Origin of the sequence: Glutamicibacter nicotianae, from assembly GCF_006539525.1 — a bacterium.
Classification (GTDB): Bacteria; Actinomycetota; Actinomycetes; order Actinomycetales; family Micrococcaceae; genus Glutamicibacter; species Glutamicibacter nicotianae.
This window is the reverse complement of the sequence record NZ_BJNE01000004.1, coordinates 195,568-219,959: the sequence shown is the minus strand read 5'-3', so window position 1 is coordinate 219,959 and position 24,392 is coordinate 195,568. Positions and strand designations below refer to the sequence as shown.

23 protein-coding genes are annotated in these 24,392 nt (G+C 62.0%); 12 read left to right on the top strand and 11 right to left on the bottom strand.

Annotated features, from left to right (window positions below; translation table 11 throughout):
* Positions 1–62: 62 nt before the first annotated feature.
* Positions 63–905, bottom strand: coding sequence for an HAD-IIA family hydrolase (locus ANI01nite_RS07240; protein WP_100339296.1), 843 nt, complete (start codon positions 903–905; stop codon positions 63–65).
* 139 nt (positions 906–1,044) lie between these two features.
* Here ANI01nite_RS07240 and ANI01nite_RS07235 point away from each other — a divergent pair, with 139 nt between their 5' ends.
* From ANI01nite_RS07235 to ANI01nite_RS07210, 6 genes are all read left to right on the top strand, one after another.
* Positions 1,045–1,701, top strand: coding sequence for a TrmH family RNA methyltransferase (locus ANI01nite_RS07235; RefSeq protein ID WP_038991996.1), 657 nt, complete (start codon positions 1,045–1,047; stop codon positions 1,699–1,701).
* A gap of 222 nt (positions 1,702–1,923) precedes the next feature.
* Positions 1,924–3,204, top strand: a complete 1,281-nt coding sequence (locus tag ANI01nite_RS07230) for a M23 family metallopeptidase (protein ID WP_141357047.1) — start codon at positions 1,924–1,926, stop codon at positions 3,202–3,204.
* Positions 3,205–3,400: 196 nt separating this feature from the next.
* Positions 3,401–4,423: a class II fructose-bisphosphate aldolase gene (gene fbaA, locus ANI01nite_RS07225; RefSeq protein WP_073707306.1), complete on the top strand. Its 1,023-nt coding sequence runs from the start codon at positions 3,401–3,403 to the stop codon at positions 4,421–4,423.
* 2 nt (positions 4,424–4,425) lie between these two features.
* Positions 4,426–4,842, top strand: a complete 417-nt coding sequence (locus ANI01nite_RS07220; RefSeq protein WP_038991994.1) for a DUF3151 domain-containing protein — start codon at positions 4,426–4,428, stop codon at positions 4,840–4,842.
* Positions 4,843–5,085: 243 nt separating this feature from the next.
* Positions 5,086–5,754 carry a DUF4956 domain-containing protein gene (locus ANI01nite_RS07215; protein WP_141357045.1) on the top strand — a complete coding sequence of 223 codons (669 nt, stop codon included), beginning with the start codon at positions 5,086–5,088 and terminating at the stop codon, positions 5,752–5,754.
* Positions 5,754–6,572: a polyphosphate polymerase domain-containing protein gene (locus tag ANI01nite_RS07210; RefSeq protein WP_073707309.1), complete on the top strand. Its 819-nt coding sequence runs from the start codon at positions 5,754–5,756 to the stop codon at positions 6,570–6,572. The genes ANI01nite_RS07215 and ANI01nite_RS07210 overlap by 1 nt, the downstream gene beginning before the upstream one ends.
* 18 nt (positions 6,573–6,590) lie before the next feature.
* Here ANI01nite_RS07210 and ANI01nite_RS07205 read toward each other — a convergent pair whose 3' ends face one another.
* The 4 genes from ANI01nite_RS07205 to ANI01nite_RS07190 all read right to left on the bottom strand — a co-directional run bounded on the left by ANI01nite_RS07205 (position 6,591) and on the right by ANI01nite_RS07190 (position 9,679).
* Positions 6,591–7,259: a response regulator transcription factor gene (locus ANI01nite_RS07205; protein WP_038991992.1), complete on the bottom strand. Its 669-nt coding sequence runs from the start codon at positions 7,257–7,259 to the stop codon at positions 6,591–6,593.
* Positions 7,256–8,743, bottom strand: a complete 1,488-nt coding sequence (locus ANI01nite_RS07200; RefSeq protein ID WP_255314450.1) for a sensor histidine kinase — start codon at positions 8,741–8,743, stop codon at positions 7,256–7,258. The genes ANI01nite_RS07205 and ANI01nite_RS07200 overlap by 4 nt, the downstream gene beginning before the upstream one ends.
* Complete coding sequence (locus ANI01nite_RS07195) at positions 8,697–9,122, bottom strand: hypothetical protein (protein ID WP_141357043.1); 426 nt, start codon at positions 9,120–9,122, stop codon at positions 8,697–8,699. Before ANI01nite_RS07195 ends, ANI01nite_RS07200 begins: the two co-directional genes overlap by 47 nt.
* A 71-nt stretch (positions 9,123–9,193) precedes the next feature.
* On the bottom strand, positions 9,194–9,679 hold the full coding sequence (locus ANI01nite_RS07190; RefSeq protein WP_255314449.1) for an Lrp/AsnC family transcriptional regulator: 486 nt from the start codon (positions 9,677–9,679) through the stop codon (positions 9,194–9,196).
* Positions 9,680–9,807: 128 nt separating this feature from the next.
* Here ANI01nite_RS07190 and kynU point away from each other — a divergent pair, with 128 nt between their 5' ends.
* From kynU to ANI01nite_RS07175, 3 genes are all read left to right on the top strand, one after another.
* Complete coding sequence (kynU, locus tag ANI01nite_RS07185) at positions 9,808–11,088, top strand: kynureninase (protein ID WP_141357041.1); 1,281 nt, start codon at positions 9,808–9,810, stop codon at positions 11,086–11,088.
* 123 nt (positions 11,089–11,211) lie between these two features.
* Positions 11,212–12,594: an amino acid permease gene (locus tag ANI01nite_RS07180; RefSeq protein WP_141357039.1), complete on the top strand. Its 1,383-nt coding sequence runs from the start codon at positions 11,212–11,214 to the stop codon at positions 12,592–12,594.
* Positions 12,595–12,699: 105 nt separating this feature from the next.
* On the top strand, positions 12,700–13,323 hold the full coding sequence (locus tag ANI01nite_RS07175) for a thymidine kinase (RefSeq protein WP_141357092.1): 624 nt from the start codon (positions 12,700–12,702) through the stop codon (positions 13,321–13,323).
* A gap of 9 nt (positions 13,324–13,332) precedes the next feature.
* Here ANI01nite_RS07175 and ANI01nite_RS07170 read toward each other — a convergent pair whose 3' ends face one another.
* From ANI01nite_RS07170 to xylA, 3 genes are read right to left on the bottom strand one after another with little or no spacing between them, the layout of a single operon-like run.
* Positions 13,333–13,866, bottom strand: coding sequence for a TetR/AcrR family transcriptional regulator (locus tag ANI01nite_RS07170; protein WP_141357037.1), 534 nt, complete (start codon positions 13,864–13,866; stop codon positions 13,333–13,335).
* A 33-nt stretch (positions 13,867–13,899) separates the two neighbouring features.
* A complete protein-coding gene (xylB, locus tag ANI01nite_RS07165) occupies positions 13,900–15,354 on the bottom strand; it encodes a xylulokinase (RefSeq protein ID WP_141357035.1) in 1,455 nt (484 codons plus the stop codon).
* Positions 15,355–15,395: 41 nt separating this feature from the next.
* Positions 15,396–16,583 carry a xylose isomerase gene (xylA, locus tag ANI01nite_RS07160; RefSeq protein WP_141357033.1) on the bottom strand — a complete coding sequence of 396 codons (1,188 nt, stop codon included), beginning with the start codon at positions 16,581–16,583 and terminating at the stop codon, positions 15,396–15,398.
* A gap of 132 nt (positions 16,584–16,715) precedes the next feature.
* Between xylA and ANI01nite_RS07155 the strand changes: the two genes are divergently transcribed.
* A complete protein-coding gene (locus ANI01nite_RS07155) occupies positions 16,716–17,951 on the top strand; it encodes an ROK family transcriptional regulator (protein ID WP_141357031.1) in 1,236 nt (411 codons plus the stop codon).
* A gap of 331 nt (positions 17,952–18,282) precedes the next feature.
* Here the strand turns inward: ANI01nite_RS07155 and ANI01nite_RS07150 are convergent, their stop codons facing one another.
* Positions 18,283–19,566, bottom strand: a complete 1,284-nt coding sequence (locus tag ANI01nite_RS07150) for an Nramp family divalent metal transporter (protein ID WP_218024309.1) — start codon at positions 19,564–19,566, stop codon at positions 18,283–18,285.
* Positions 19,567–19,706: 140 nt separating this feature from the next.
* Entirely contained in the window at positions 19,707–20,636 is a 930-nt protein-coding gene (locus tag ANI01nite_RS07145) for a dihydrodipicolinate synthase family protein (RefSeq protein WP_141357029.1), read from the bottom strand.
* Positions 20,637–20,777: 141 nt separating this feature from the next.
* Here ANI01nite_RS07145 and ANI01nite_RS07140 point away from each other — a divergent pair, with 141 nt between their 5' ends.
* A complete protein-coding gene (locus ANI01nite_RS07140; RefSeq protein WP_141357027.1) occupies positions 20,778–21,779 on the top strand; it encodes a LacI family DNA-binding transcriptional regulator in 1,002 nt (333 codons plus the stop codon).
* Between the two features lie 259 nt (positions 21,780–22,038).
* Here ANI01nite_RS07140 and ANI01nite_RS07135 read toward each other — a convergent pair whose 3' ends face one another.
* Positions 22,039–22,836, bottom strand: coding sequence for a MerR family transcriptional regulator (locus tag ANI01nite_RS07135; protein ID WP_141357025.1), 798 nt, complete (start codon positions 22,834–22,836; stop codon positions 22,039–22,041).
* Positions 22,837–23,099: 263 nt separating this feature from the next.
* On the opposite strand from ANI01nite_RS07135, the gene ANI01nite_RS07130 reads away from it, so the two are divergent.
* Positions 23,100–24,389 carry an adenylosuccinate synthase gene (locus ANI01nite_RS07130; RefSeq protein WP_141357023.1) on the top strand — a complete coding sequence of 430 codons (1,290 nt, stop codon included), beginning with the start codon at positions 23,100–23,102 and terminating at the stop codon, positions 24,387–24,389.
* Positions 24,390–24,392: the final 3 nt, after the last annotated feature.

The following is a 24,392-nucleotide window of genomic DNA, read 5'->3' as shown; positions in this document are numbered from 1 at the left end:
GAACCGTGCGCCAACGCAGTAAGGCCGGGCAAAAGCCCGGCCTTACATGGGTCAGCTGAAGGCTACTTCTTGGCGGCTGGCGTTTCCGCTGCCGCGGCGCCCTTGGCGAGTTCCGCATGCAGGTTAGCCACGGAAGGGAACTGAAGGTCCGGGCGGAACGGGAAGGTATCCATGTCTTCCCGGGCGGTGATGCCGGTGTACACCAATGCCGTCAGGAGTCCGGCTTCCATGCCCGCAACGATATCGGTGTCCATGCGGTCGCCGATCATCGCGGTGGTTTCCGAGTGCGCATCGATCCGGTTCAAGGCGGAGCGGAACATCATCGGGTTCGGCTTGCCCACCACGTATGGGTCGCGGTTGGTTGCGCGCGAGATCAGGGCCGCGATGGCGCCGGTGGCCGGCATGATGCCCTCGGTGGAGGGGCCGGTGGCGTCCGGATTCGTGGCGATGAACTTCGCCCCGCCTTCGATCAGCCGGATGGCCTTGGTGATGGCTTCAAAAGAGTAGGTGCGGGTCTCGCCCAGAACCACGTAGTCAGGATTCTGATCGGTCATGATGAAACCTGCATCGTGCAGTGCGGTGGTCAGGCCGGCTTCGCCGATGACGAAGGTGCGGCCACCTGGACGCTGGCGAGCCAGGAACTCGGCGGTGGCCATCGCGGAGGTCCAGATGTTCTCCTCCGGGACGTCCAGGCCCGAGGCCAGCAAGCGGGCGCGCAAATCGCGCGGGGTGAAGATGGAGTTGTTGGTCAGCACCAGGAAGCGCAGGTTGTTCTCGCGCCAATAGCCCAAAAGCTCGGCGGCGCCCTTGATGGCCTGGTTCTCGTGCACCAATACGCCGTCCATGTCGGTGAGCCAGCATTTGATGTCGTGGACAGTTCGGGTACCGCGGATTGAAGTAGTCACGAGGCGTGGATCCTCCCTGGGAAAGTATGTGGTGGGAGCTATCGGCACTGAAAGTATCCCCTTCTATTAAGAGATTACACAGGCTCGAGCAAATGCACCGTGAACAAGGGCACGAACATAACGAACTAGGCTTAATGCTGTGAACGAAGAAACGCATGAACCAGTGAATGATCCCGGTGCGCAGCATGTCATCGGTGTGGGCCCCTGGGAAGGGGAGCTGCCTACCGACGGAAGATACGATCCGCAGCTGCTTGCCGAGGGCGACCGGCGCAACGTCGCGGACAAATACCGCTACTGGACGATGGACGCCATCATTGCTGATCTTGACGAACGCCGCCACGATTTCCATATCGCGATTGAAAACTGGCAGCACGATATGAACATCGGCACTGTGGTGCGCAGCGCCAATGCCTTCTTGGCCAAGGAAGTACATATCATCGGCCGCCGCCGCTGGAATCGGCGAGGCGCCATGGTCACGGATCGTTACCAGCATGTACGCCACCATGCAACGGTGGAGGAGTTCGTTGCCTGGGCCGAAGGCGAAGGGCTGACCATTCTGGGCATCGATATCTTCCCGGATTCCGTTCCATTGGAAACCTACGATCTTCCGAAGAACTGCGTGCTGGTCTTCGGGCAAGAAGGTCCCGGACTCAGCCCGGAAGTCCATGCCGCGGCCAAGGACACCTTGTCCATCGAGCAGTTCGGGTCGACTCGTTCAATCAATGCGGCTTCCGCCGCCGGGATTGCCATGCACGCATGGGTGCGCAGGCACGTGTTTGGGCAAAAAGTAGGTTAACTGGAAATTTAATACTGGCGAGTTTAGTCGAGCATCTGGATTAGTTACCATTTTCGGCCTACGCTGGATTTTGGTTATGAAAATGTGATCTGGGAGAGGGCGGTCGTGAAACGACGTCATCAAGTGAACCACGACTTGTTGTTGCCGGGTTTGCCGCGACGCAGGAAACCATTGGTTATATGGTCGACTTCTATCGTCGCTGCGCTCGGGCTGACAGGAGCCTTGGCGATCCCAATCATGGCGCAGGTCGGAGATACCAGGCAGGGAAATATCCCCGTAGGCATCGACGCTGTCGCTGATCCGTCGATGTTCAACGGGCCTGTCTATGTCAGCGCCGACGCTCCACTGAATGCCTTCGGCGGTTCCGGCAAGGAACTGGCAATTGACGGACGTCCAGTGGGCATGATCGATGGCGCTGATGCTGAATCCGAAGCATCCGGCGATGACAACGAATCCTCCGCATTGCTCGCCGGCATGGTAGGTGAACTGGGCAAGCTGCCTGGCGACCTGCAGCTGATGCACCCGGTCAAGACGCGCAAGATTTCCAGCCCCTACGGCTGGCGTGCCAACCCAACCGGTCCGGGCAACCAGATCCACATCGGCCAGGACTACCCGATTGCCTGCGGCTCGCCCGTTTACGCTTCCGAGGCTGGAACGGTCACCGTATCCTCATGGGCAGGCCACTCAGGCATGCGTGTGACTATTGATCACGGCAGCAATGTCCAGACTGGCTACAGCCACAATTCAAAGTTGATTGCCAAGGTGGGGCAGCGGGTCGAACAGGGCGAGCTGATTGCCTTGGCCGGCACTACCGGCAACTCGACCGGTTGCCATGTGCACTTCGAGGTCATCATCGATGGCCGTTGGCACGATCCGCGCAACTACCTGCCAACCATTCCTGGACAGCGTCAGGCAATGATTAATTCGCAGCGCCTGACGGTCAACGCCGGCACCGCTCCGAAGGGCAACGGCTCCCAGACGCCAGATCGCGCTCCAAGCGGCCCGGATCCAGATGTGATCGTTCCCGAGGACGATACTCCAGTCATTCCTCGGCCGAAACCGACCCCATCGGAAACGAAGCGCCCGTCGCCAAGCGAGAGCGAATCCCCAAGCGGTTCCCAGTCGCCCGATGGCTCGCAGAGCCCTGACGGCTCGAAAAGCCCGGATAGCTCCAAGAGTCCGGACGCGTCGACGAGCCCAAGCGAGTCGCAGAGCCCAGAGAGTTCGACGAGCCCTGACGAGAGCTCGCCTACGGAGCCTGAAACGACTGCTCCTGAGACAACAGCCCCCGCGCCCACTGAGGGACCCAAGGAAGAAAAAGGTTCGGTCGAGAAGTCTCCAACGACGCCAGCTCCTGAGGCTGAAACGGATTCCTCGAAGCCGACGTCAACCGGAAGCGAAACTCCGAATGCGTCCACGAGCTCGGCGCCAGCTCCAAGCACAACGGGCACCACGCAGGTGGCTCCATCGGGAAGCAGTTCCCAGAGCGCAACAAACGAATAAAGAACGCAATAAGCCAACGGCCAACTGTCATGAGACTAGTTCTCGTCTGGGTTGGCCGTTCGCTTTGCCGTAAACCTCGGAAATCCCCGTGTCACGATCTGAGATTTAGGACTCAGACAGTGCCATAGCCGATAGGATGGATGGCGAACCGCCGTCAATGGAGACGCGTAACCTCGCTAATCACCAGGAGTGAAGCATGCCTATCGCAACCCCCGATAAGTACAATGCAATGATCGATGCTGCCAAGGCAGGCGGCTACGCCTTCCCAGCAGTGAACGTGACCAGCTCGCAGACTTTGAACGCCGCAATCCGCGGTTTCGCAGAGGCTGAATCCGACGGCATCATCCAGGTCTCCACCGGCGGCGCCGCATACTGGTCGGGTGCGTCCATCAAGGACATGGTTGCCGGCTCGCTGGGCTTCGCGGCCTTCGCCCGCCAGGTTGCCAAGAACTACGGCGTGAACATCGCGCTGCACACCGACCACTGCCCAGCCGACAAGCTGGACGGTTTCGTGCTGCCGCTGCTGGCCGCTTCGGAAGCCGAAGTTGCCGCAGGCCGCGATCCATTCTTCAACTCCCACATGTGGGACGGTTCGGCTGAAACCCTCGAAGAGAACCTGCGCATTGCCGCCGAACTGCTGCCGCGCACCCATGCCGCCAAGCAGATCCTCGAGGTCGAGATCGGCACCGTGGGCGGCGAGGAAGACGGCGTGGAGAACGCCATTAATGACAAGCTCTACACCACCGTCGAAGACGCTCTGGCCACCATTGAGGCCCTGGGCTCCGGCGAGAAGGGCCGCTACATCACCGCGCTGACCTTCGGCAACGTCCACGGCGTGTACAAGCCAGGCAACGTAAAGCTGCGCCCAGAGATCCTGAAGGACATCCAGGCGCAAGTCGGCGCCAAGATCGGCAAGGACAACCCATTCGACCTGGTGTTCCACGGCGGCTCGGGCTCCTCGGAACAGGAAATCGCCGATGCGGTCTCCTACGGCGTAATCAAGATGAACATCGACACCGACACCCAGTACGCCTTCACCCGCCCGGTAGCTGGCCACATGCTTGCCAACTATGACGGTGTGCTGAAGGTTGACGGCGAAGTTGGCAACAAGAAGACCTACGACCCACGCGTGTGGGGCGCCAAGGCCGAAGAGTCCATGGCTGCCCGCATCGTTGAAGCTGCCCAGCAGCTCGGCTCGGCCGGAAAGTCGCTGAAGTAACCATGGTCGGCGAAAACCTGCTGGGCATCCCGGAAACCCTGCTTCCGGAAGAAACCGAAGTGCTGGCACGCCACGAAGCCGGGGACGAAGCCGCGGACTTGGCGGCAAAATTCCCTGCCTCGTCACTGGCTTGGGCACTGCTTGCCAACGAAGCGCATAACGAAGGCCGCATCGTGGAGTCCTATGCGTTCGCACGCGTGGGCTACCACCGCGGCCTGGACTCGCTGCGCAAGGCCGGCTGGCGCGGACAGGGCCCGGTGCCTTGGCGCCACGAGCCGAACCGCGGCTTCCTGCGCTCGCTGTATGCGCTGGGCCGGGCGGCTGCTGCCATCGGGGAGACCGAGGAAGTCGAGCGCATCGGCAAGTTCCTGAACGACTCGGATGCTACCGCCAAGGCTGAAATCGAAGCCGGCAAGTAGCCAATTTCGCAACACCGCTCGGCGGCTCTTCTCGCAAGGAGAAGAGCCGCCGAGCGGTATTTAACGCACGCTTCCAACCCTGCGAAGGTCTCGTCGTCACCTTCAACAAACAGCAAATCGGCAGGTCATGACTCATTAAGAAACATGAGGGCGTTCTCATGTTGTTCTACTTCCGGACTCATCTAGTTCACCTAAAGTTCATTTCGAAGAGATCATCACCTCACGTCTTCGAAAGGGAGAGCAATGTTGTCATTCTGGATGGGACTGGGCTCCAACATCATCGGCATTACGGTTCTCGTGTACTTCGTATACTTCCGCCGCCACTTCCGCCGCGACCTCGTGCTGGCCTACATCGCCTTGAGCATGGGCATCTTCGCCGTCACCTTGCTGCTCTCGGGCAGCGGTGCGGGCATGGGGCTGGGTCTCGGCCTCTTCGGCATCCTCTCGATCATCCGCCTTCGGTCCGACACCTTGACCCAGGAAGAAGTGGCCTACTACTTCATCTCGCTGGCCATCGGCTTGGTCAACGGCCTGCACCCGGAACCTGCATGGCTGGCTCCGGCAGCGACCGCGGCCCTGGTTCTGGTGATGTTCCTTGCCGACCACCCGAGCTTCGCCCCGCGCACCGAACGCCAGACCGTGACCCTGGAACGCGCCTACCCGAAGAAGGTCGACCTGCAGGCCGCGCTTGAAGAACTGCTGGATGCCAAGGTGCTGCGAACCGTGGTTGTCGAGCTGGACATGGTGCGCGACCTGACCATCGTCGATGTCCGCTTCCGCACCAACGCCGCCGGCAGCAAGCCTGCGTCCAAGGCCAGCGCCTCCGAGAGCTTCTCCGGCACCTATGAACTGGCCAACAGCCAGTCCGCCCCGGCCACGCAGAACGGAGCGAAGCAGGGGTCGTGGTCTTGATGACTGCCCTTGCCGACAAGCGTATGGACCTCGCCTCCTCCCAAGCCAGGGCGGCTCTGGAGGCAGCCGTCATCGGCCGGGAGCCAATCAGCCTCGAAGATGTGATCTCCGAAGCCGCGCTGCAGACCCGCGTCGACAAGAAGTTCCTGCTGACCCCGGAGGAATTCACCGCGCTATCCGAGCGCTTGGGCGACCAGTTCAAGATCATGCAGATCGACGGCCGGCGCACCTTCCGCTACGAATCGGTGTATTTCGACACCGAGGACTACGACCAGTACCGCGCCCACCGCCAGGGCCGGCGCCGGCGCTACAAGGTGCGCTCGCGCACCTATGCGGACACCGGGCTGTCGATGTTCGAGATCAAGACCAAGGGGCTGCGTGGCGCCACGGTGAAGCACCGTGTAGAGCAGGACCTGGACACTGCTGGCGAACTGACCAAGGAAAACCGGGAATTCCTCGAATCGGTGCTGCGCAGCGAGTACGGGCAGGAGGCACCCCAATTGCAGCCGGTCCTGGACAGCGCCTACCGCCGCGCGACGTTCGTGAACCCGATCGATGGTGAACGGCTGACCTGCGATGTCGAGCTGGAATACGCCCATGGCGAGGCGAAAGTCGACGGGCCGGACCTGATTGTCGTGGAGACCAAGTCAGCCGACGGCCGCGGCGTTTCGGACCAGGCCCTGGCAGAGCTGGGCATCCGCGAGGTGTCGATGTCCAAGTACTGCATCGGCATTGCGCTGCTGAACCCGCAGCTGCCGGCCAACCGCTGGAGCCGGCTGCTGCAGCAGAGCTTCGTCCCGGACCCGGCGCTGCGCTAGCACCGGCAGCGGATTCGGCTACCGCTCCGAGGCGAGACGGTAGCCGAATCCGCGAACCGTCTCAAAGCGTTCAGTGCCGAGCTTGTTGCGCAGGTAGCGGACATACACGTCCACCACGTTGGATCCGGGATCGAAGTCGTACCCCCAGACCCGGGACAGCAGCTGCTCCCGGCTGAGCACCTGTCCGGGGTTGCGCAAGAACGCTTCGGCCAGCGCGAACTCGCGTGCCGACAGGTCGACCTCGCGTTCATCGACCGTCACGCGGCGGCGCAGCAAATCCATATGCAGGTTCTCGTGGGTCAGCGAAGACACCTCGGGGGCATTGTCCTCCGAGCGAAGGCGCAGGCGTACGCGGGCCAGCAGCTCGTCGAAGTGGAACGGCTTGGCCATGTAGTCATCGGCGCCGTTCTGCAGGCCGGCGACCGTGTCTTCCACGCTGCCGCGCGCGGTCAGGATGATTACCGGCGTATCGATCTGCGCGGCGCGCAGGCGGCGCAGCACCGAGAATCCGTCCTCATCGGGCAGGCCTAGATCGAGGATGATCAGCTCATGGTCGCCTTCAATGGCCTGGCTGAAACCGTCATGCCCGGTTTCCGCGATGGATGAGGTCAGTCCCGCGGCACGCAGCCCCTTGGCAACGAACGAACTGATGCGCGGCTCATCTTCAATAATCAGTATCTGGCTCATGCTTCCTTGCTTCCAGTCGACAACGGCATGTCAATGTAGAACGTGGATCCCTTGCCATGCTCCGAATTCACCCACACTCGCCCGCCGTGGGTTTCAGCGATGGCCTGCACGATGTTCAGCCCCAGGCCGGAACCGGAGGAACGCACAGAGTTCTGGCCACGTCCAAAGCGCTCGAAAATGCGTTCAAGATCTTCGGCCTGGATGCCCACGCCCGCATCGGAAACCCACCAGCGCAAGGTGGTGTTGCCCTGGCCATCGCGGACAATCTCGTTGCCCAAGCCGATGCGGCTGCCCTCGGCCGAGAACTTCACCGCATTGGCGCACAGCTGCAGCATGGCCTGGGTGGTCCGGACCGGGTCGAGCGACACGGTGGCTTCGGTGCGGTAGTCGACGCGCCACTGGCGCGGTCCCAGGCCACGAGCCTTGTCGAGGATGTCGTCCAGCAGCTTGCCGACTTCCGTCGGCTCAACCTGGAGGAAGTCCATGCGGTTGGATTTCGCCAGGGTCACCAGGTCGTTGATCAGCAAGGACATGCGCCCGAGCTCGTCCATGGCGATATCGCGGCTCTGCCCGACATCTTCTGGATCGCTGGGGTCCATCAGTTCCAGATGCCCGTTGATGATCGTCACCGGCGTGCGCAATTCGTGCCCGACATCATCGAGCAGCTGACGCTGCGAGCTCAGCGCGCCTTCCAAGCGGTCCAGCATCTCGTTGACAGTGACGGTCAATTCGGCGAACTCGTCATTTCCGGAAACCTCGATGCGCTGGGAGACATCGGTCTCGGAAATCTGCTGTGCGGTGGTTTGCAGGCGGCGAATCGGGTCGAGCATCCGTCCCACCACCAGCCAGGCGGCCAGCGCGGCGACGAGCATGACCGAGCCGCCGACGGCGGCGTAGATCATGAAGTTGCGGTCGTTGGCGATGGCCTCGGCCGAGTAGTCGTAGGCCAGCACGAAGGCGCCGTGCTCATGGTCGGCAGGAAGGCTGACCGGAACGACCACTGCGCGATAGGTAGTGATGTCCGTGTCTACAGTTCCCAGGCGGATATGGTTGGCATCCTGGACGGTTCTGGCCCATTCGAGGAACTCCGGATCATCTTCCAGCCGGGTATTGACGATATCCGGTGCGGTCCAGCGCACCTTGTTGCCAACCAGTGCGAGCATGCCCTGCTTCGGCGACGGCAGGGTGCGCTGCATGGCGATGTACAGCAGGTCCTCAGCGTGCTTGAAGCGCTCCATGGTCCGCGGGTCGACACCGGTTTCGGTGAGGACTTTGAATTCCTTGACGGTGCGGGTCAATGACTCGTCGAGGCGTTCGTTCAGTTCGTGGCGCTGCACGGCAAAGCTTGCGGTGCCCGCCACCAGCAGGGCCAGGCCCACGAGCAGCATCATGCCGGTCAGCACCCGGGCCCGGATGGACCACCGGCGTTCGGGTGAGCTAGTCATCGTCACCGTCGTCGTCGGCTTCTTCGTAGTCGTCGTCATCGTCGTCATCATCGTCGTACTGGTTGCCGGATGGAGGCAATGGGACGACGGTCTTCTTCGGCGGGGGTGGCGGAGCAGGTTTCGGTTTCGGCTTGGGAGTAGCGCTCGGCTTGGGTTTCTCCGAAGGCTCCGGCTTTTTCGAGCTGCTCGGGCTGGACGACGGCTTCGGGGATTCGGTCGCCGAGGCGGAAGGCGAGGAGGATGGGCCGTTGGGGGTGCTGCTGGTCGGAGCAGGGGTGGCTTCTTCGAAGATGAACCCTTCACCGAGGTCTTGGTCCGCCGGGCCTTCCAAGGCTTGGCTGATTCCGAACGCGCCCAGGCATACGACTGTCACGACAGCGATCGTCGCAAAGACACGGCGCAAAGCTTCCTTTCCCATGTTTTTCATTGTGGCTGAAATAAATGAGATCCAGATGAGAGATGCCGTTAGATGACAAAAGCCTCCCGGCGCTAGGCCAAATGCTCGAAGATGATGACCGTCTGGGTGGAGGCGAACGCACGGTTGGACCCCAAGTGCGTGGCCACGAATGCCCGCAGGTCTTCGATGCTCCGGGTCGCCACGCGCACCAGCAAATCCGGCGAGCCGCCGAGAACGAAGACTTCCTTGACCTCGGCGAGCTCCTTGAGCTGATGCGCCGAGGACAGCAGGCGGTCCCGGGCAGCGGAGGAGACCACAACGGAAATCATGGCGTTGACGGCAACGCCAAGCAGCCGCTCATTGATCGCTGCATGGTAGCCGGTGATCACCCCCGCCTTGGAGAGGGCCTTGACCCGACCCAAGCAGGTGGAGGGAGCCAGGCCGACCTTTGCTGCCAGGAGGTTGTTGGCGATCCGCGCGTCCTTGCTCAGCTCGGCAAGGATGGACAAATCCGTTTCGTCGACACGAACAGGATTCGGCAGGGCGTCGCCTTGAACCTTCCATAATGAATCCCGCACGATTGATCAACTCAATTCTTTTGAAAAGTTCAGTTCTTGTCGTCTAGTTTCGAACTCTATTCTACGATGAAAGCATCATGGAGAACCGAAAGTTTTCCATCCTTGATTGTGGCTGAACAGGAGATCCAATGACCCCGGAACTGACCCGGCAGTCCCTTGCCCAGTTGGACGCGGCAGACCCGCTGGTGGCCTTCGCCGAGCGCTTCAACCTCCCGGAAGGTGTCATCTACCTGGATGGCAACTCCCTGGGGGCGCTGCCCAAGGGCGCGGCCGAACGTGCTGCCCAGGTAGTCACCGAAGAATGGGGCCAGGGCCTGATCCGGTCCTGGAACACCGCCGGCTGGTTCGAGATGCCGCTGAAGCTCGGCGACAAGCTGGGGCGCCTGCTGGGCGCGAACCCCGGCGAAACCGCGATCACCGACACCACCACGCTGAACCTGTTCAAGGCCCTGGCCTCTGCATTGCGCACGCAGAAGGCCGATGCCCCGCAGCGCCGGGTGATTCTCACCGAACGCGATAACTTCCCAACCGACATCTATATCGCGCAGGGTCTGGCCGATCTGGTCAACTCGCTCTCGCAGGAAACCGGCGTCGCCTATGAAGTGAAGCTCATTGACTCCGAGGCGCAGCTGCGTGCCGCACTGGACGAAACCGTGGCTGTGGTGGCCCTGTCGCACGTGAACTACCGCACCGGATCCATGTGGGACATGGACCAAGTCACCGCGGCCATCCACGCCTCGGGTGCACTGGTGGTCTGGGACCTGGCCCATGCCGCGGGGGCAGTGCCGATTGACTTGAACTCCGCGGATGCCGACTACGCCGTGGGCTGCACCTACAAGTACCTCAACGGCGGCCCGGGTTCCCCGGCGTTCATCTGGGTCAATGCCCGCCACCACGAACGCTTCTGGCAGCCGCTGTCCGGCTGGTGGTCGCACAAGTCGCCCTTCGAGATGGCCGACAGCTACACCCCGGCCAACGACATCCGCCGCTTCATGTGCGGCACCCAGCCGGTCACCTCGCTGGCAATGATCGAAGCCGGCCTGGATATCGCGCTGGAAGCTGACATGGGCAAGGTGCGCGCGAACTCGCTGGAGCTGGTGGATCTGTTCATCGAGCTGGTGGAAACCCGTTGCGCCGGTTACGGTTTGGAACTGGTGACTCCGCGCGAGCATGCAGCCCGCGGCAGCCATGTCAGCTTCCGCCATGAGCATGGATATGAAATCATCGCCGCACTCATCGACCAGAGCGTCATCGGAGACTACCGCGAGCCGGAAGTCCTGCGCTTCGGCATCACCCCGCTGTACCTGGCGCGCACCGATATCTGGGATGCCGTGGAGAAACTGCGTGAAATTCTGCACACCAATGCGTGGCAGCGCGAAGAGTACGCGGTGCGTAATGCCGTGACATGACGCAAATTCCGCCGGTTTCGGGCCATCCCGGGGCCGAAGCCGGCGAATCAGCGCGGGAGTAACCTTGAGAGCAGCACGGCATTTTCGATGCCGTGCTGTTCGCATAGGTCTAAGGGAGCATTGTTGGGCAAGCAGCCGGTACGCGCCACTGAAGTCGGTTCGGGGTTGAAGAAGTCGCTGACTCCTGGGCAGATGTCCATGATCGCGCTGGGCAGCGCCATCGGTACCGGCCTTTTTGCCGGCAGCAAGCTCGCCATCGCCATGGCCGGCCCTTCGGTGATCATCAGCTACCTCATTGGCGGCGTCGTCGCCCTGCTGGTCATGGGCGCCTTGGCGGAAATGACTGTCAAGCAGCCGGTGGCCGGTTCCTTCGGCGTCTATGCCGAACGCTACCTGGGACGGTTCGCCGGATACCTGACCAAGTACCTGTACTGGTCGGCGCTGATCTTCGCGGTGGGCACCGAAGTCAGCGCCGTGGGCGAGTACATGCAGTACTGGTTCCCCGCAATCCCCGGGCTGGTTTGGGTCCTGGTCTTCTCGGCCGCGCTTTTGGGAGTGAACTTCTCCAGCGTGAAGATCTTCGGAACCACCGAATACTGGTTCTCCGCGATCAAGGTCTTCGCGGTGATCGCGTTCATCATCATCGCCCTCTGGCTGGTCTTCCACGACCCCAGCGACCAGTTCGGGTTCCACAACTATTCGGCCGAGGGCGGCTTCTTCGCCAACGGCCTGTTCGGCATGTGGAGCGCTGTCATCGTAGCGATCTTCTCGTACATGGGCGTCGAGGCGATCTCCATTGCCGCCGCCGAGGCGAAGAACCCGAAGCTCGCGGTGCGCAAGGCCTTCAAGGTCTCCTTCCTGCGATTGCTGCTCTTCTACGTGTTCACCATGTCCCTGATCCTCGCCGTGGCCCCAACCAGCGAATTGCTGGCCGGCGGTTCGCCATTTGTCACCGTGATGTCGCAGATTGGCATCCCGTTCGCCGACTCGGTGCTGAACATCGTGCTCATCATCGCCGCGCTCTCGGCGATGAACGCCCAGCTCTACGCGGCCACCCGGATGCTGCATTCGCTGGCTGATTCCGGCCACGCGCCACGCCTGGCGCACCGGACCAGCCGCGCGGGCGCACCGGTGCACGCGGTGTGGATGTCAGCCGGCGGCATCGCTGTGGCGGCAGGGGTGTATGCGATGGTCCCGGAGGGAGGCTTCGGCATCATGATGTCGCTGGCCACCTTCGGCGCATTGGCCACCTGGTTCATGATCCTGCTGACCCATGTGTCCTTCCGCCGCCAGGTGCGCCTGGAGAAGGCAGCACTTGAATTCAAGCTGCCGGGCTACCCGGCCGCCTCGATGCTCGGCGCAGTGCTGCTCGGCGGCCTGCTGGTAACTTCGTTCTTCGTGCCGGAATTCAAGTACACGCTGATCTTCGGTGTGCCTTTCGTGATCGTGATGTCGATGCTCTACAAGCTGGTCTTCGCCGGGAAGAAGCAGCCGGCGGCGAAGTAGCGGAGCTGGCCGCCGCGTGCTGTTCCACTGGAGAACGGCGGCACGGGCACTAAGATCTTAAAGGGCGTGCCAGTTGGCAGGTGCCGCAACTATCGAGGAGCAATGGTGGCCAAGCTGTATTTCCGCTACGGAGCGATGAACTCGGGCAAATCCACGAGTTTGCTGCAGGCTGCCTTCAACTACGAGGAACGCGGCCAGCGCATCCTGCTGGCCAAGCCCGGGATCGACACCAAGGGCGAGAGCTCCATCGTTTCCCGGCTCGGAATCGAACGCGAGGTCGACTTCAGCGTGGGCCCGGAGGAAAACCTCCGCCAGAAGTTCGCGGCCCACTGCCTGGGTGATGACCCTGATGCCTTGCTGCCGCATGTGGATGCGCCGCCGGTGGCCTGCCTGCTGGTGGATGAAGCGCAGTTCCTCTCCCGCGCCCAGGTCGATGACCTGCTGCGCATTGCCGTGCTCGATGATGTCCCGGTGCTTGCCTACGGCATCCGCACTGATTTCCGTACCCGTGCCTTCCCTGGCTCGGCGCGCTTGATGGAACTGGCGCACTCCCTTGAAGAGCTGAAGACCATTTGCCGTTGCGGGCGCAAGGCCATGTTCAATACCCGCCGCTCGGGCGAGACGATTGTCTTCGACGGGGACCAGGTGGCTATCGACGGCGAAGAGGTCTGGTACGAATCGCTATGCGCCGCCTGCTATCTGGAAGCGTCTGGCGGCAAGCTGGGCTAGTTCGGCGAGCTAGCCGATGAGGCCGGCTACTGCCCGCTGCAGGCCCCAGTCAAAGCCATCAGCCAGCGGTGCGTCGACATCGAGCTGGACGAGGTTCTGGCGGTAGGCCACCGAGCCGAGCACGTGGTTCAGCAGCAGTTGCTGCCCATGGCGGGCGTTGTCGGCAGCCAGCCCTGCCGCTTCCAGCAGGGCGCGAAGCTGCAGCACCGGCTGGAGTTCGGTGGCCTGCATTGCGGTGGCGACTTCAATGACCTCGGGGCTGTCCTGGATCGGCAGCAACGCGAGGTAGAGCTGGCGCGCCAGTTGGAGGATCGCCTCGGATGGGGAATTGTAGTCCTCGGCATCCACCGACAGCGCAGGGGTGTTCAGCAGCTGGGCGGCAACCTGGGCCAGCAGCTCCTGCTTGTTCTTCACATGCCAGTACAGGGCGCCGACCTGGACATCGAGTTCCTTGGCCAATCGGCGCATGGACAAGTCAGCCAGCCCGAACTGCTGCAGGATGCCGACCGCGGTGTCCACGACCGTTAACTGAGTCAATGCCATGAGACCAAGTCTAGTCGCACCGCCGGTGCGCGCTCAGGCGCCAAGCTCCGTGCGGGCAAGGAAATCGTTGCGGAACTGGCTGGAAGCCAGTGCGCGGTAGCGTTCGAGAATTTGCGGGGCAGGTTCCATCGCCGGGAGCTCGGCAGTGCCCTGGGCCCAATTGGGGAATTCCCCGGCCAGTACGCCGGCCGCCTGGCGGGCCGCCCCATCGGCGACGTATTCGCCCGGCGCCGGGAGCAGGATCGGCAAGCCGAGGATCTCGGCGGCGATTTGCTGGACCGCGCGGGACTGCGCACCACCCCCGACAAGGATGATGCGCTGCGCTTCAACCCCTTGGGCTTCCAGTGCGCGCAGGCCGTCGGCTAGCGAGCAAACCACCGCTTCCACGGCGCTGCGGGCCAGATTCGCGGCGGTGTAGTTGGCTCGGGTGATGCCATGCAGCGAGCCGGTGGCCTCTGGCAGGTTCGGGGTGCGCTCGCCGTCGAAGTAGGGCAGCAGCACCAGGCCGTCGCAGCCCGGGGCGGCGGACAGTGCCAGGTCGTTGAATTCCTCGAGGCTGACCTGCAGCAGGTTGGCGGTGGCGTCGAAGATGCGGGTGGCATTCAGGGTGCATACCAATGGCAGGTAGTTGCCGGTGGCGTCGGCGAAGCCTGCCACCAGGCCGGAGGCATCTGCCGAGGGGGAACCGGCAACCGCGAAGACGGTGCCGGAGGTGCCCAGGGACATGACGACGTCGCCCACCTGCGCGCCTACGCCCAAGCCGGCCGCGGCGTTATCGCCGGCACCGGGGCCGATGAGTGCCCCGGAAGCGGTGCGGCCGATGGATTCCAGTGGTCCTGCAACCTGCGGCAGCAGCGGGACATGGCCAAGGTGCTGCGCGAGCGCTTCGTGGTCATAGGCGTTTTCGGCGGCACGGTAGTAGCCGGTGCCCGAAGCATCCGAGCGGTCGGTGCGCAGGGCCGCCAGTCCGGTGGCCCCGGAGCCGGGGCCGTAGCCGGCCAGCCGCCAGGACAGCCAATCGTGCGGCAGGCAGACGGCCGCGACCTTGGCCGCGTTCTGCGGCTCATGATCCTTCAGCCAGCGCAGCTTGGCCAGCGTGATCGACGAGACCGGGACGGTGCCGGTGCGCTGCGCCCAGTACCTGGCGCCCACCGCGGCATCGCCCTGGCCTGCCTCGGCGATGATCTGGCTGGCCGCCTGCGCGCTGCGCGTGTCGTTCCACAGCAGTGCCGGGCGGATCACCGCCCCGCTGGCGTCGAGAACCACCATGCCATGCTGCTGCCCGCCCACCGAGATGGCATCCACGTCATCCAGGCCCCCGGCCTGGGCGATCGCTTCCTGCAATGCGCTGTACCAGGCTTCGGGGTCCACTTCGCTGCCCTCGGGGTGCGCGGCACGGCCGGAGCGGACCAGGGCGCCAGTTGCGGCGTCGCGGATGAGGACCTTGCATGACTGGGTGGAGGAGTCTATGCCGGCAACGAGCGTCATTGTTCTTAGGCTGCTTTCTGCGGTGGGCGGGTGCTGTAGGTTCAGCGGGCGCCCAGCAGGTGCTCGATGGCCAGCTGGTTCAGGCGGATGAATGCGAAGTTGCGCTGCGCTGCGGCGTTGGCGTCGAAGCCGGCGAAGCTAGCCGCATCGTCCATCAGTTGCTGCGCACTCTCGCCGGCATCCAGGGTGCTCTCGCCCAGCTCGAACACGCCCGAGAGCTTCATTGCCTCCTGTACCTCGGGGTCGGCGCGGAATGCCTGTGCGCGTTCCTTGAGCATCAGGTACATGGACATGTTGGCCTTGGCCGAGTCCCAGACCCCGTCGTAGCCGTCGGTGCGTGATGGCTTGTAGTCGAAGTGGCGCGGGCCGTCGTACTTCGGTCCGCCGTTCGGGAAGCCGTTTTCCAGCAGGTCCACGGTGAAGAAGGCGCTGGCCAGGTCGCCGTGGCCGAAGACCAGGTCCTGGTCGTACTTGATGCCCCGCTGGCCGTTGAGGTCGATATGGAACAGCTTGCCTGCCCACAGCGCCTGGGCGATGCCGTGGGTGAAGTTCAGGCCGGCCATCTGCTCGTGGCCGGTTTCCGGGTTCAGGCCGACGATGTCGCCGTGCTCCAGCTGCTCGATGAAGGCCAGTCCGTGGCCCACGGTGGGCAGGAAAATGTCGCCGCGCGGCTCATTCGGCTTTGGCTCCAGCGCGATGCGCAGGTTGTAGCCTTTTTCCTTGATGTAGCCGGCAGCGGTGTCCACGCCTTCGCGCATGCGGTCCAGCGCCGCGGCCAGATCCTTGGAGCCGTCGTACTCGGAGCCTTCGCGGCCGCCCCACATGACGAAGGTCTCGGCGCCCATCTCGGCAGCCAGATCGATGTTGTGCAGCACCTTGGCCAGCGCGAAGCGGCGGATCGAGCGGTCGTTGGAGGTGAAGCCGCCGTCCTTGAACACCGGGTGGCTGAACAGGTTGGTGGTCACCATCGGGACCTTCAACCCGGTTTCCTCCAGCGCCGTGCGGAAGCCTGCAAGGACCTGTTCACGTTCCGCCTCGGTGGCGTCGAAGGGAACCAGGTCGTTGTCGTGGAAGGTGATGCCGTAGGCGCCGAGCTCGGCCAGCTTGTGCACAGCTTCCACCGGATCCAGGTTCTCGCGGGTGGCGACGCCGAACGGATCGGCGCCGGTCCATCCCACGGTCCACAATCCAAAAGTGAAGCGGTCGGCGGGGGTTGGCTGAAGAGTCATGGGATGCATCCTTGGATCGGGGTGTATGGCTTCCACCATTTAGTTTATGCCCTGAACTATATGGGTGGGAATACGCTAGAGTCAATAGCGAGCAGTGAACGATTCGTCCCCAAGAATTCCCAAGGAGAAGGCATGCGCCAACCAGCGTCTAGCGCCCGTGCCGCAAGCTCTTCGGCCCCGGGCAACGTCGGCGACGTGCGCAAAGCCAACCTGGCCAGGGTCCTGTCGGTGATCGCAGCCGCAGGGGAAGACCAGCGGTTCTCACGCGCCGATATCGCCCAACTCAGCCAGCTCACCAAGGCTTCGGTCTCCAGCCTGGTCGCCGACCTTCTGGCGGCCGGCCTGGTTATTGAAATTGGCGTGCACCGTGACGGGGAACGCGGGCGGCCCTCGGTGGGGCTCATCCTGAACCCTGCACGCTGCGTCATAGGCATGGAAATCAACGTTGACTACATAGCCGCCGGACTGGTTGATCTCAGCGGCAAGCTGCTGGCACACGAAATCCTGCCCCGTGCCAACCACAGCGCAACAGCCAGCGAAGTGCTCGCCGCCCTGGGGGAGCTGAGCCAAAGGCTCCAAGCTGCAGCGCTGGCCCAAGGGCTGATGATTCTCGGCGGCGCGTTGGCTGTTCCTGGTTTGGTCGACGAGGAGCGGTACACCGTCCTCCAGGCCCCTAACCTCGGCTGGGAGCGGCAAGACCTGGATGTCGCAGCTTTGCTGCCCGGAGGCAGAACCCGCTTCAGGCTCTTTAACGAAGCTAACGCCTCAGCGCTGGCCCAGCAGCAACTGATGGACGTCCAAGAACGCGACTTCCTGTTTGTCTCCGGGGAAGTGGGCATCGGTGGCGGATTGATAATCGACGCTGAACTTTTTGCCGGTCCCCGGGGGCATGCCGGTGAACTCGGACATGTGGTGATCGCCCCCGAAGGCAGGGCCTGCAGCTGCGGTGGTCGTGGATGCCTGGAAACCATCGCCGGGCAGGAAGCGATCCTGGCTGCCGCTGGTCTAGGGGCGGTGGTTGACAGCGCCTCGCGCCAACAGCGGATCCAGCAGCTATTCCAAGCGCTGGAAATCGGAACCGAGCCCGCTGTAAGCGCAGTGGCCGAAGCCGGAAAATCCTTGGGCATTGCGGTGGCCTCGGCCATGCGCCTGTATGACGTTTCCACGGTAGTCTTTGGCGGGCACTTTGCAGCCTTGGAACTGTGGCTGCGTCCTGCCCTGGAAGCCAGCCTCCGGGTGCACGCGCCGAGTATCGCCGGCCAGGCCCGGTTGCTGTGCTCGCCGCTGGGCCAAACAGGTGCGCTGGTCGGTGCCGCGCGCAGCGTGGTCGGGGACCTGCTGGAGGCACCGCACCTGCTGGTGGAATGAGCCTTGAACGGCTCGCTGGGTCTGAATTCTCTGGTCCAAGCAGCTGCCGAAGGCAGTAGCATGCGAGGGAAAATGACCTCGTCCAGTGGCGGCCATCCTGAATTCGGGGGCACCACGAGGATGCATATTGGAAGCAACTAGGCCAAGAAATTCCGTTTCTTTCGACCTTGCGGGCGAAGGGATTACGGCAGAAACGAACAAGTGCACACGGTGCGGGCCTTCCTCGCCGCAGCGCTCGGCAACAAAAGCGAAGCAGAGCAAAACTGGGGCTTCCACGCGTGCATGCGTGGAAGCCCCAGTTTCTTCTGCGGAATTGTCGTTGCGCAAAAACCTAGGTAGCAAAGTTGATGATGAGCCGGATCGATAGTGCTAATACGCTGATGAAGCCGATTAGGGCAATGGAGTTTTGCCACCATTTCGTAGCCAAGGATCCCATGAGCTGCTTCTTGTTGGACATGATGATGATCAAGATGCAAAGCAGAGGTGCGATGAAAACGGTCAAAGCCTGGGCCAACACAATCAATTGGACTGGGCTAGAAGTGAAGACCAGGGAAACCACAAGCCCGACGGAGAGAATTGCAGTACTGCCAATGCGACCGACAACGGTGCTTGGGTGCGGGCCACGTCCGAACGCATCGGAAAGCGCGGTGCCACCTGCAATGGCGTTGGGGATCATTGAAGAGAAGGCCGAGGCCGCGAAGCCCAGTGAGAAGATATAGCTGCCTACTGGACCTGCCAACGGTTCGAAAATCGTAGCCAAGCTCTGGATCGATGTGGCGGCCTCACCGGTATGGCCCAGAACGGCTGCCGCCACGATGATCACCAGACAGGTCATGACTCCGGGTGCAACAATGCCGGGCACGGTGTCGGCAATGGTGATTTCGCGGTACTGGTCTTCTCGCCGATTGCGTTCCTTGGTCGCATAGGACGCGTAGAACGCCGCATTCATTGAGAAGTTCGTGCCAACCAGGGCGATGACCAGCATCCATCCGCCTTCGGGAATCGTGGGGATGACCCCGGAGGCAGCTACGGCCCAGTCGGCCTTGGAGATAAAAGCGCTGACAATAAAGCTGACCGACATCAGCGCGATGGCAATGATCAGCGCTTTCTCAACAATGTTGTACACGCCCTTGAGGAACAGGATCGCGAAAACCGCAATGGAGCAGATGATGGTCCACATCATCGGGGATGTATGGGGGACCACGAGGGATAACCCCAAGCCTGTGCCGATGGCGTTGCCAACGGAGAAGCAAAGCGTAATCAGGAAAACGCCAATTCCCGAGAGCACTCCCCAAAAGGTCCCCAAATGGTCTTTGATGGTCGTCACGAGCGAGACCGGGGATTTGATGCCCAGTCTTACGCTCATATCGGTAATGAAAATCATCAGGATCGTCGAGACGATAATGACCCAGATCAGCGTGTACTGGTATTTGCTGCCAGCCTGTACCGCGCTGGTCAGGTTGCCGGGGCCAAACTGCCAGGCACCCGCGACGAAGGCCGGTCCCATCAGGGCCAGGTGGCGCATGATTCCACTGCGCGGCTTTGGCGACTTGGGCGGCGTGCTTTCGGCTCGCCCATCCAGCTCTTGCGGCATGTTCAAAGTCTCCTTGCTCATGTATTCTCCCCCTTTTCTTGCTGGGCTGCTTTGCAGCCGCTGAGTCGTCGTTGACTTTCGGAGTTGCCCGTTTGAGTAGCCAGATGGGCAAGAGCAGGGCGGCCTGATATTTGCAGACCGCCCGACACGACAGGGCCAGGCTAGGCCGAGACTCGGCTCAGGCCTGCCGCGGCGAAGGCATCAGCAATTTCCTTGTCAGCACCTTCTGCCAGCGGTAGCAACGGGGTGCGGACTGTGGCATGGTCCAGGATTCCCCGATTCACCAGCCCCCATTTCAGGGCGACGGTTCCTTCCATGTGGGATCCCCGGTGGTAGACATTCTTGGTTACCGGGAGCAGCTGTTCGTGGATCTGGTGGGCGCGTTCGTAGTCGCGGGCCTTGCCAGCTTCGATGAGCTGGATCAGCAACTCTGGCGCGATATTGCCGTAACCGACCAGCAGGCCGTCAACATCGAACATGGTGGGCAGCAGGTACTCGTCATGGCAGGAGAGGATCTGCAGCTCCGGGTAGGCTTCGCGCAGTGCGGGAATCTCGGTGTACCAGCGGCGCATGTTGCGCACGCCGTTCTTGGTCGCGAAGACGCCTTCCTGTCCAGCAATCTCCAATTGCGTGTCCAGATCGTAGGTGGCCTTGGTGTTGTCCGGGTACTGGAACAAGATCGAGGGCAGCCCGCTTTCCTCGTAGATGGCGCGGTAGCGAGTCTGCGGTGCCCCCTGTTGGTAGCCAAAGCGCAGCCAGCCGTGCGACGGGTAAACCAGTCCGGCGCTGGCGCCAGCCTCGACTGCACGCTTTGCCTCTTCGGCGGCGACTGCATTGCCTTCTTGGGTAATGCCGGCGATGATCGGGATTTCGCCGTTGACGCTGTCACGGAAGGCCTTGATGACGTCTGCCTGTTCTGCCTGGGTCAGGAACGTTCCTTCGCCCGCATGTCCGAGAACAACAAGCGATTTCACGCCATCGATCGAACCGAGCCACGATCCTAGGCGCTGGATGGCTTCGAAGTCGATGGCGCCGGATTCGGTGAATGGGGTAACTGGTGCAGGGCTGAGTCCACGCAGGTCAATAGTCATTTCAATGTCTCCTAACTTGGATTTTGCAATCGTTCACGGGAACGTTTGCAGGAACGATTTCAAGTATGAATGTATGATCTGAATCATGTCAAGGGGTAACTCGCGTCACTGATAAAATTCTTTGGGTAGGGAGGTTTCGCAATGCATGAAATGATTCATCGACCAGTCACTTTGCGTGATGTCGCGGTGAAGGCTGGTGTTAGCACTTCGACGGTCAGCCGTGTCCTCGACGATCGCATCCAGTCAAAATCCGAAACCGCCAAGCGCGTCAGGGAAATTGCCGAAGAACTGGGCTACCGTCGCAATACCTATGCCTCCAGCCTGCGCCGTGGAGAGACCACTCTGATTGGAGTGGTTGTTCCCCGATTGACTGACGCGGTCATGGCACTCATGTTCGAAGCCATTGAGCGCGCGGCGCGCAAGCGCGGACATGTCGCTGTGGTGACAACAAGCGGTGATGACCCTGACGACGAGATCCAAGCAGTGGAACGACTGCTGGACCGCAATGTGGACAGTGTCATTCTGGCAACAGCGCGCATGGATGACACGCTGCCGGCCTCGCTGCGGCAAAAAAGCCTGCGCCACGCACTGGTACTTCGAACCGACGGCACCAGCCCCTCTTCGCTTGGCGACGATTTCCAGGGTGGCTACTTTGCCGTGCGCCATCTGGTAGATCTCGGGCATAAGAACATTGCAATAATTACCGGTCCGGAATTCACTTCCAGCGCCCACGATCGAGTAGCCGGCGCTAAGCAGGCGCTGGAGGAGGGTGGAATCAGCATTGATGCATCCAGGATCATCTTTGCCAGTTACGGTATCGAGGCAGGCATAGCGTTTGGCAAAGAGCTACTGGCTCAAGATCCGCCAACGGCGATCTTTGCCGCCAACGATAACATCGCCATAGGAATCATGACCGCTGCTGAACAGGCGGGATTGAAAATTGGGCGTGACCTTTCAATCGTCGGCTACAACGACATACCTTTGGCGGAGCGGCTTCCGGTGTCCCTCACATCGGTTCGTGTGCCCTTCGACAATATTGCAGAAACGGCTCTCGACCTGCTGGCAAATCCGGACCCAAACCCCATTAGGCGAGCCATGCCGGTGCTTATGCCGCGCCGCTCTACTTCCCATCCGGCAGGGTAAGCATCACAGCGCCACAGCGTTTATCGGAGACCCTGTAGTCAGAACACTCATGGAATTCCGGTGGAGGAAGATGAACGTCCACCGGTGGCGGCATACATGGGGCAAGACGACCCGACCTGTCCGTACCTCACCTTGTAGCGTCGTGGGCAATCTTGCGTCTATCCGTTGAATTGCATTCACTTGCGTGCCGTACCTGATAGTGGCCGCTGCCTTCATTGGCAACGGCCAGGGCCAGCCGAGGCAGTTCGGAGGATGTGGGTTAAGGGGTGCCGACCGGCTGCTGAAGTTCGGTCACCCAATCCGCTTGGTCTTCTGATACGGCACGCACGTAGACTTCGCGGCATGGACCGGTCGGAACCAAGCCGCGGGCCAGGACTTCTTCGTGCACGGCCTGCCAGCTTTCATGGATGGTGTCCATGGAGCCAAGGTGCACTCCGCAGATGGCTTCGGGCACCGCGGGGAGCTCGATGATTTCGACATCGGCAAGGTCGGGAGCGCTAGTGGCGTATCCGGCGATGACCTCTACTCCATCTTCGGTTCCGTTGTATTGCGCAATGGGCGTGGCAAGGCTTTGGCCCTGAATGGACTGCGCGATGCTGTCGAAGAGCGGGCCGATGCGACCAGCGATTTCAGCTTGCTCGGCCACCGTTAAGCGGCCTGCGGCCAAGCGCACTGCGGGCAGTGGCTTATGGATGATTTCAATGCGTGACATGAGATTCTCCTTCGAGATCAAGCGCAGGCGCCGTTGCACATCGGCCAGCCGCTGCGTGGCGAGCCGATGTTCGGCCTCGACCTGCGCGGCACGGTGCTGCAAGTGCTCAGCAATCTTTTCCGTGGTGGTTCCCTGATCCAGGACCAAGGAAACCTCTTCCAAGCCGAAACCCAGCTCGCGCAAGGCCACTATCTGATGCAAGCGCTGAAGCTGGGAAGGGTCGTAGGAACGGTAGCCGCTGAACGGGTCTACGTGGGCGGGCTTGAGCACCCCGGCGGCATCCCAGTGCCGCAGCATGCGGTGGGTCACCTGGCCGATCTGCGCAAACGCCCCGATGGATAACATGCTTCAGTTCTCCGCCCTCACACTGTATCAGGGTCAAGTTTGCTTGAAAATGCCGCGGATATCCACGAATAACCTTGGCTCCGTGACCTACAGCTCGAGATTCGCTAATCGTTTCGGTAAACTTTGGTCGTAAGAGCCCCTAACTCTTGCAACGGACCTCCGGGTTTCAGTGAGCAGGACAGGGGTATATTTTTTGCCCGGCACCGTGCCGGGACGGCGCTAAGCACGCCGCAACCGCTGCTTAAAGCAAGGGGGAGGATCCCATGCCAGCAATCGTGATCGTCGGAGCCCAATGGGGCGATGAAGGCAAAGGAAAGGCTACCGACCTGCTCGGTGGCAAGGTCGACTACGTAGTGAAGCCAAACGGCGGCAACAACGCCGGGCACACAGTGGTCGTAGGCGGCGAGAAGTACGAGCTCAAGCTCCTTCCAGCCGGCATCCTTTCCCCGAATGCCACTCCGATTATCGGAAATGGCTGCGTGGTGAACCTTGAGGCCCTCTTCGAAGAGATCGATGGCCTGGAGTCCCGCGGTGCCGATACCTCCAAGCTGCGCGTTTCGGCCAACGCCCACCTGGTGGCCCCGTACCACCAGACCATGGACAAGGTCACCGAACGCTTCCTGGGCAAGCGGGCCATCGGCACCACCGGCCGCGGCATCGGCCCGGCCTACATGGACAAGGTCGGACGCCTGGGCGTCCGCGTGCAGGACGTCTTCGACGAATCGATCCTGCGCCAGAAGGTCGAAGGCGCGCTGCGCCAGAAGAACGAGCTGCTGGTCAAGATCTACAACCGCCGCAGCGTTGAGGTCGAGGAAATCGTCGAGTACTTCCTGTCCTACGCCGAGCGCCTGCGCCCGCTGGTGATCGACTCCACCTACGAGCTGAACAAGGCGCTGGACGAGGACAAGGTCGTGCTGATGGAAGGCGGCCAGGCCACCTTCCTGGACGTGGACCACGGCACCTACCCGTTCGTGACCTCTTCCAACCCGACCGCCGGCGGCGCTTCGGTGGGCTCGGGCATCGGCCCGACCCGCATCACCCGTTCGATCGGCATCATCAAGGCCTACACCACCCGCGTGGGTGCCGGCCCGTTCCCCACCGAACTGTTCGACGACATGGGCATCTACCTGCAGAAGACCGGCGGCGAGTACGGCGTGAACACCGGGCGCCCACGTCGTTGCGGCTGGTACGACGCGGTGCTGGCCCGCCACGCTTCGCGCGTGAACGGCTTCACCGACTACTTCGTGACCAAGCTGGATGTGCTCACCAACATCGAGCAGATCCCGGTCTGCGTTGCCTACGACGTGGATGGCGTGCGCCATGACGAGATGCCGATGACGCAGACCGAGTTCCACCACGCGAAGCCGATCTTCGAGTACTTCCCGGGCTGGACCGAGGACATCTCCGGGGCCAAGACCCTGGAAGACCTGCCGGAGAACGCCCGCAACTACATCCTGGCCCTCGAGAAGATCAGCGGCACCCGGATCTCCGCCATTGGCGTGGGTCCTGACCGCGACCAGACCATCGTGCGCCACGATCTGATCAACGACTAGTTC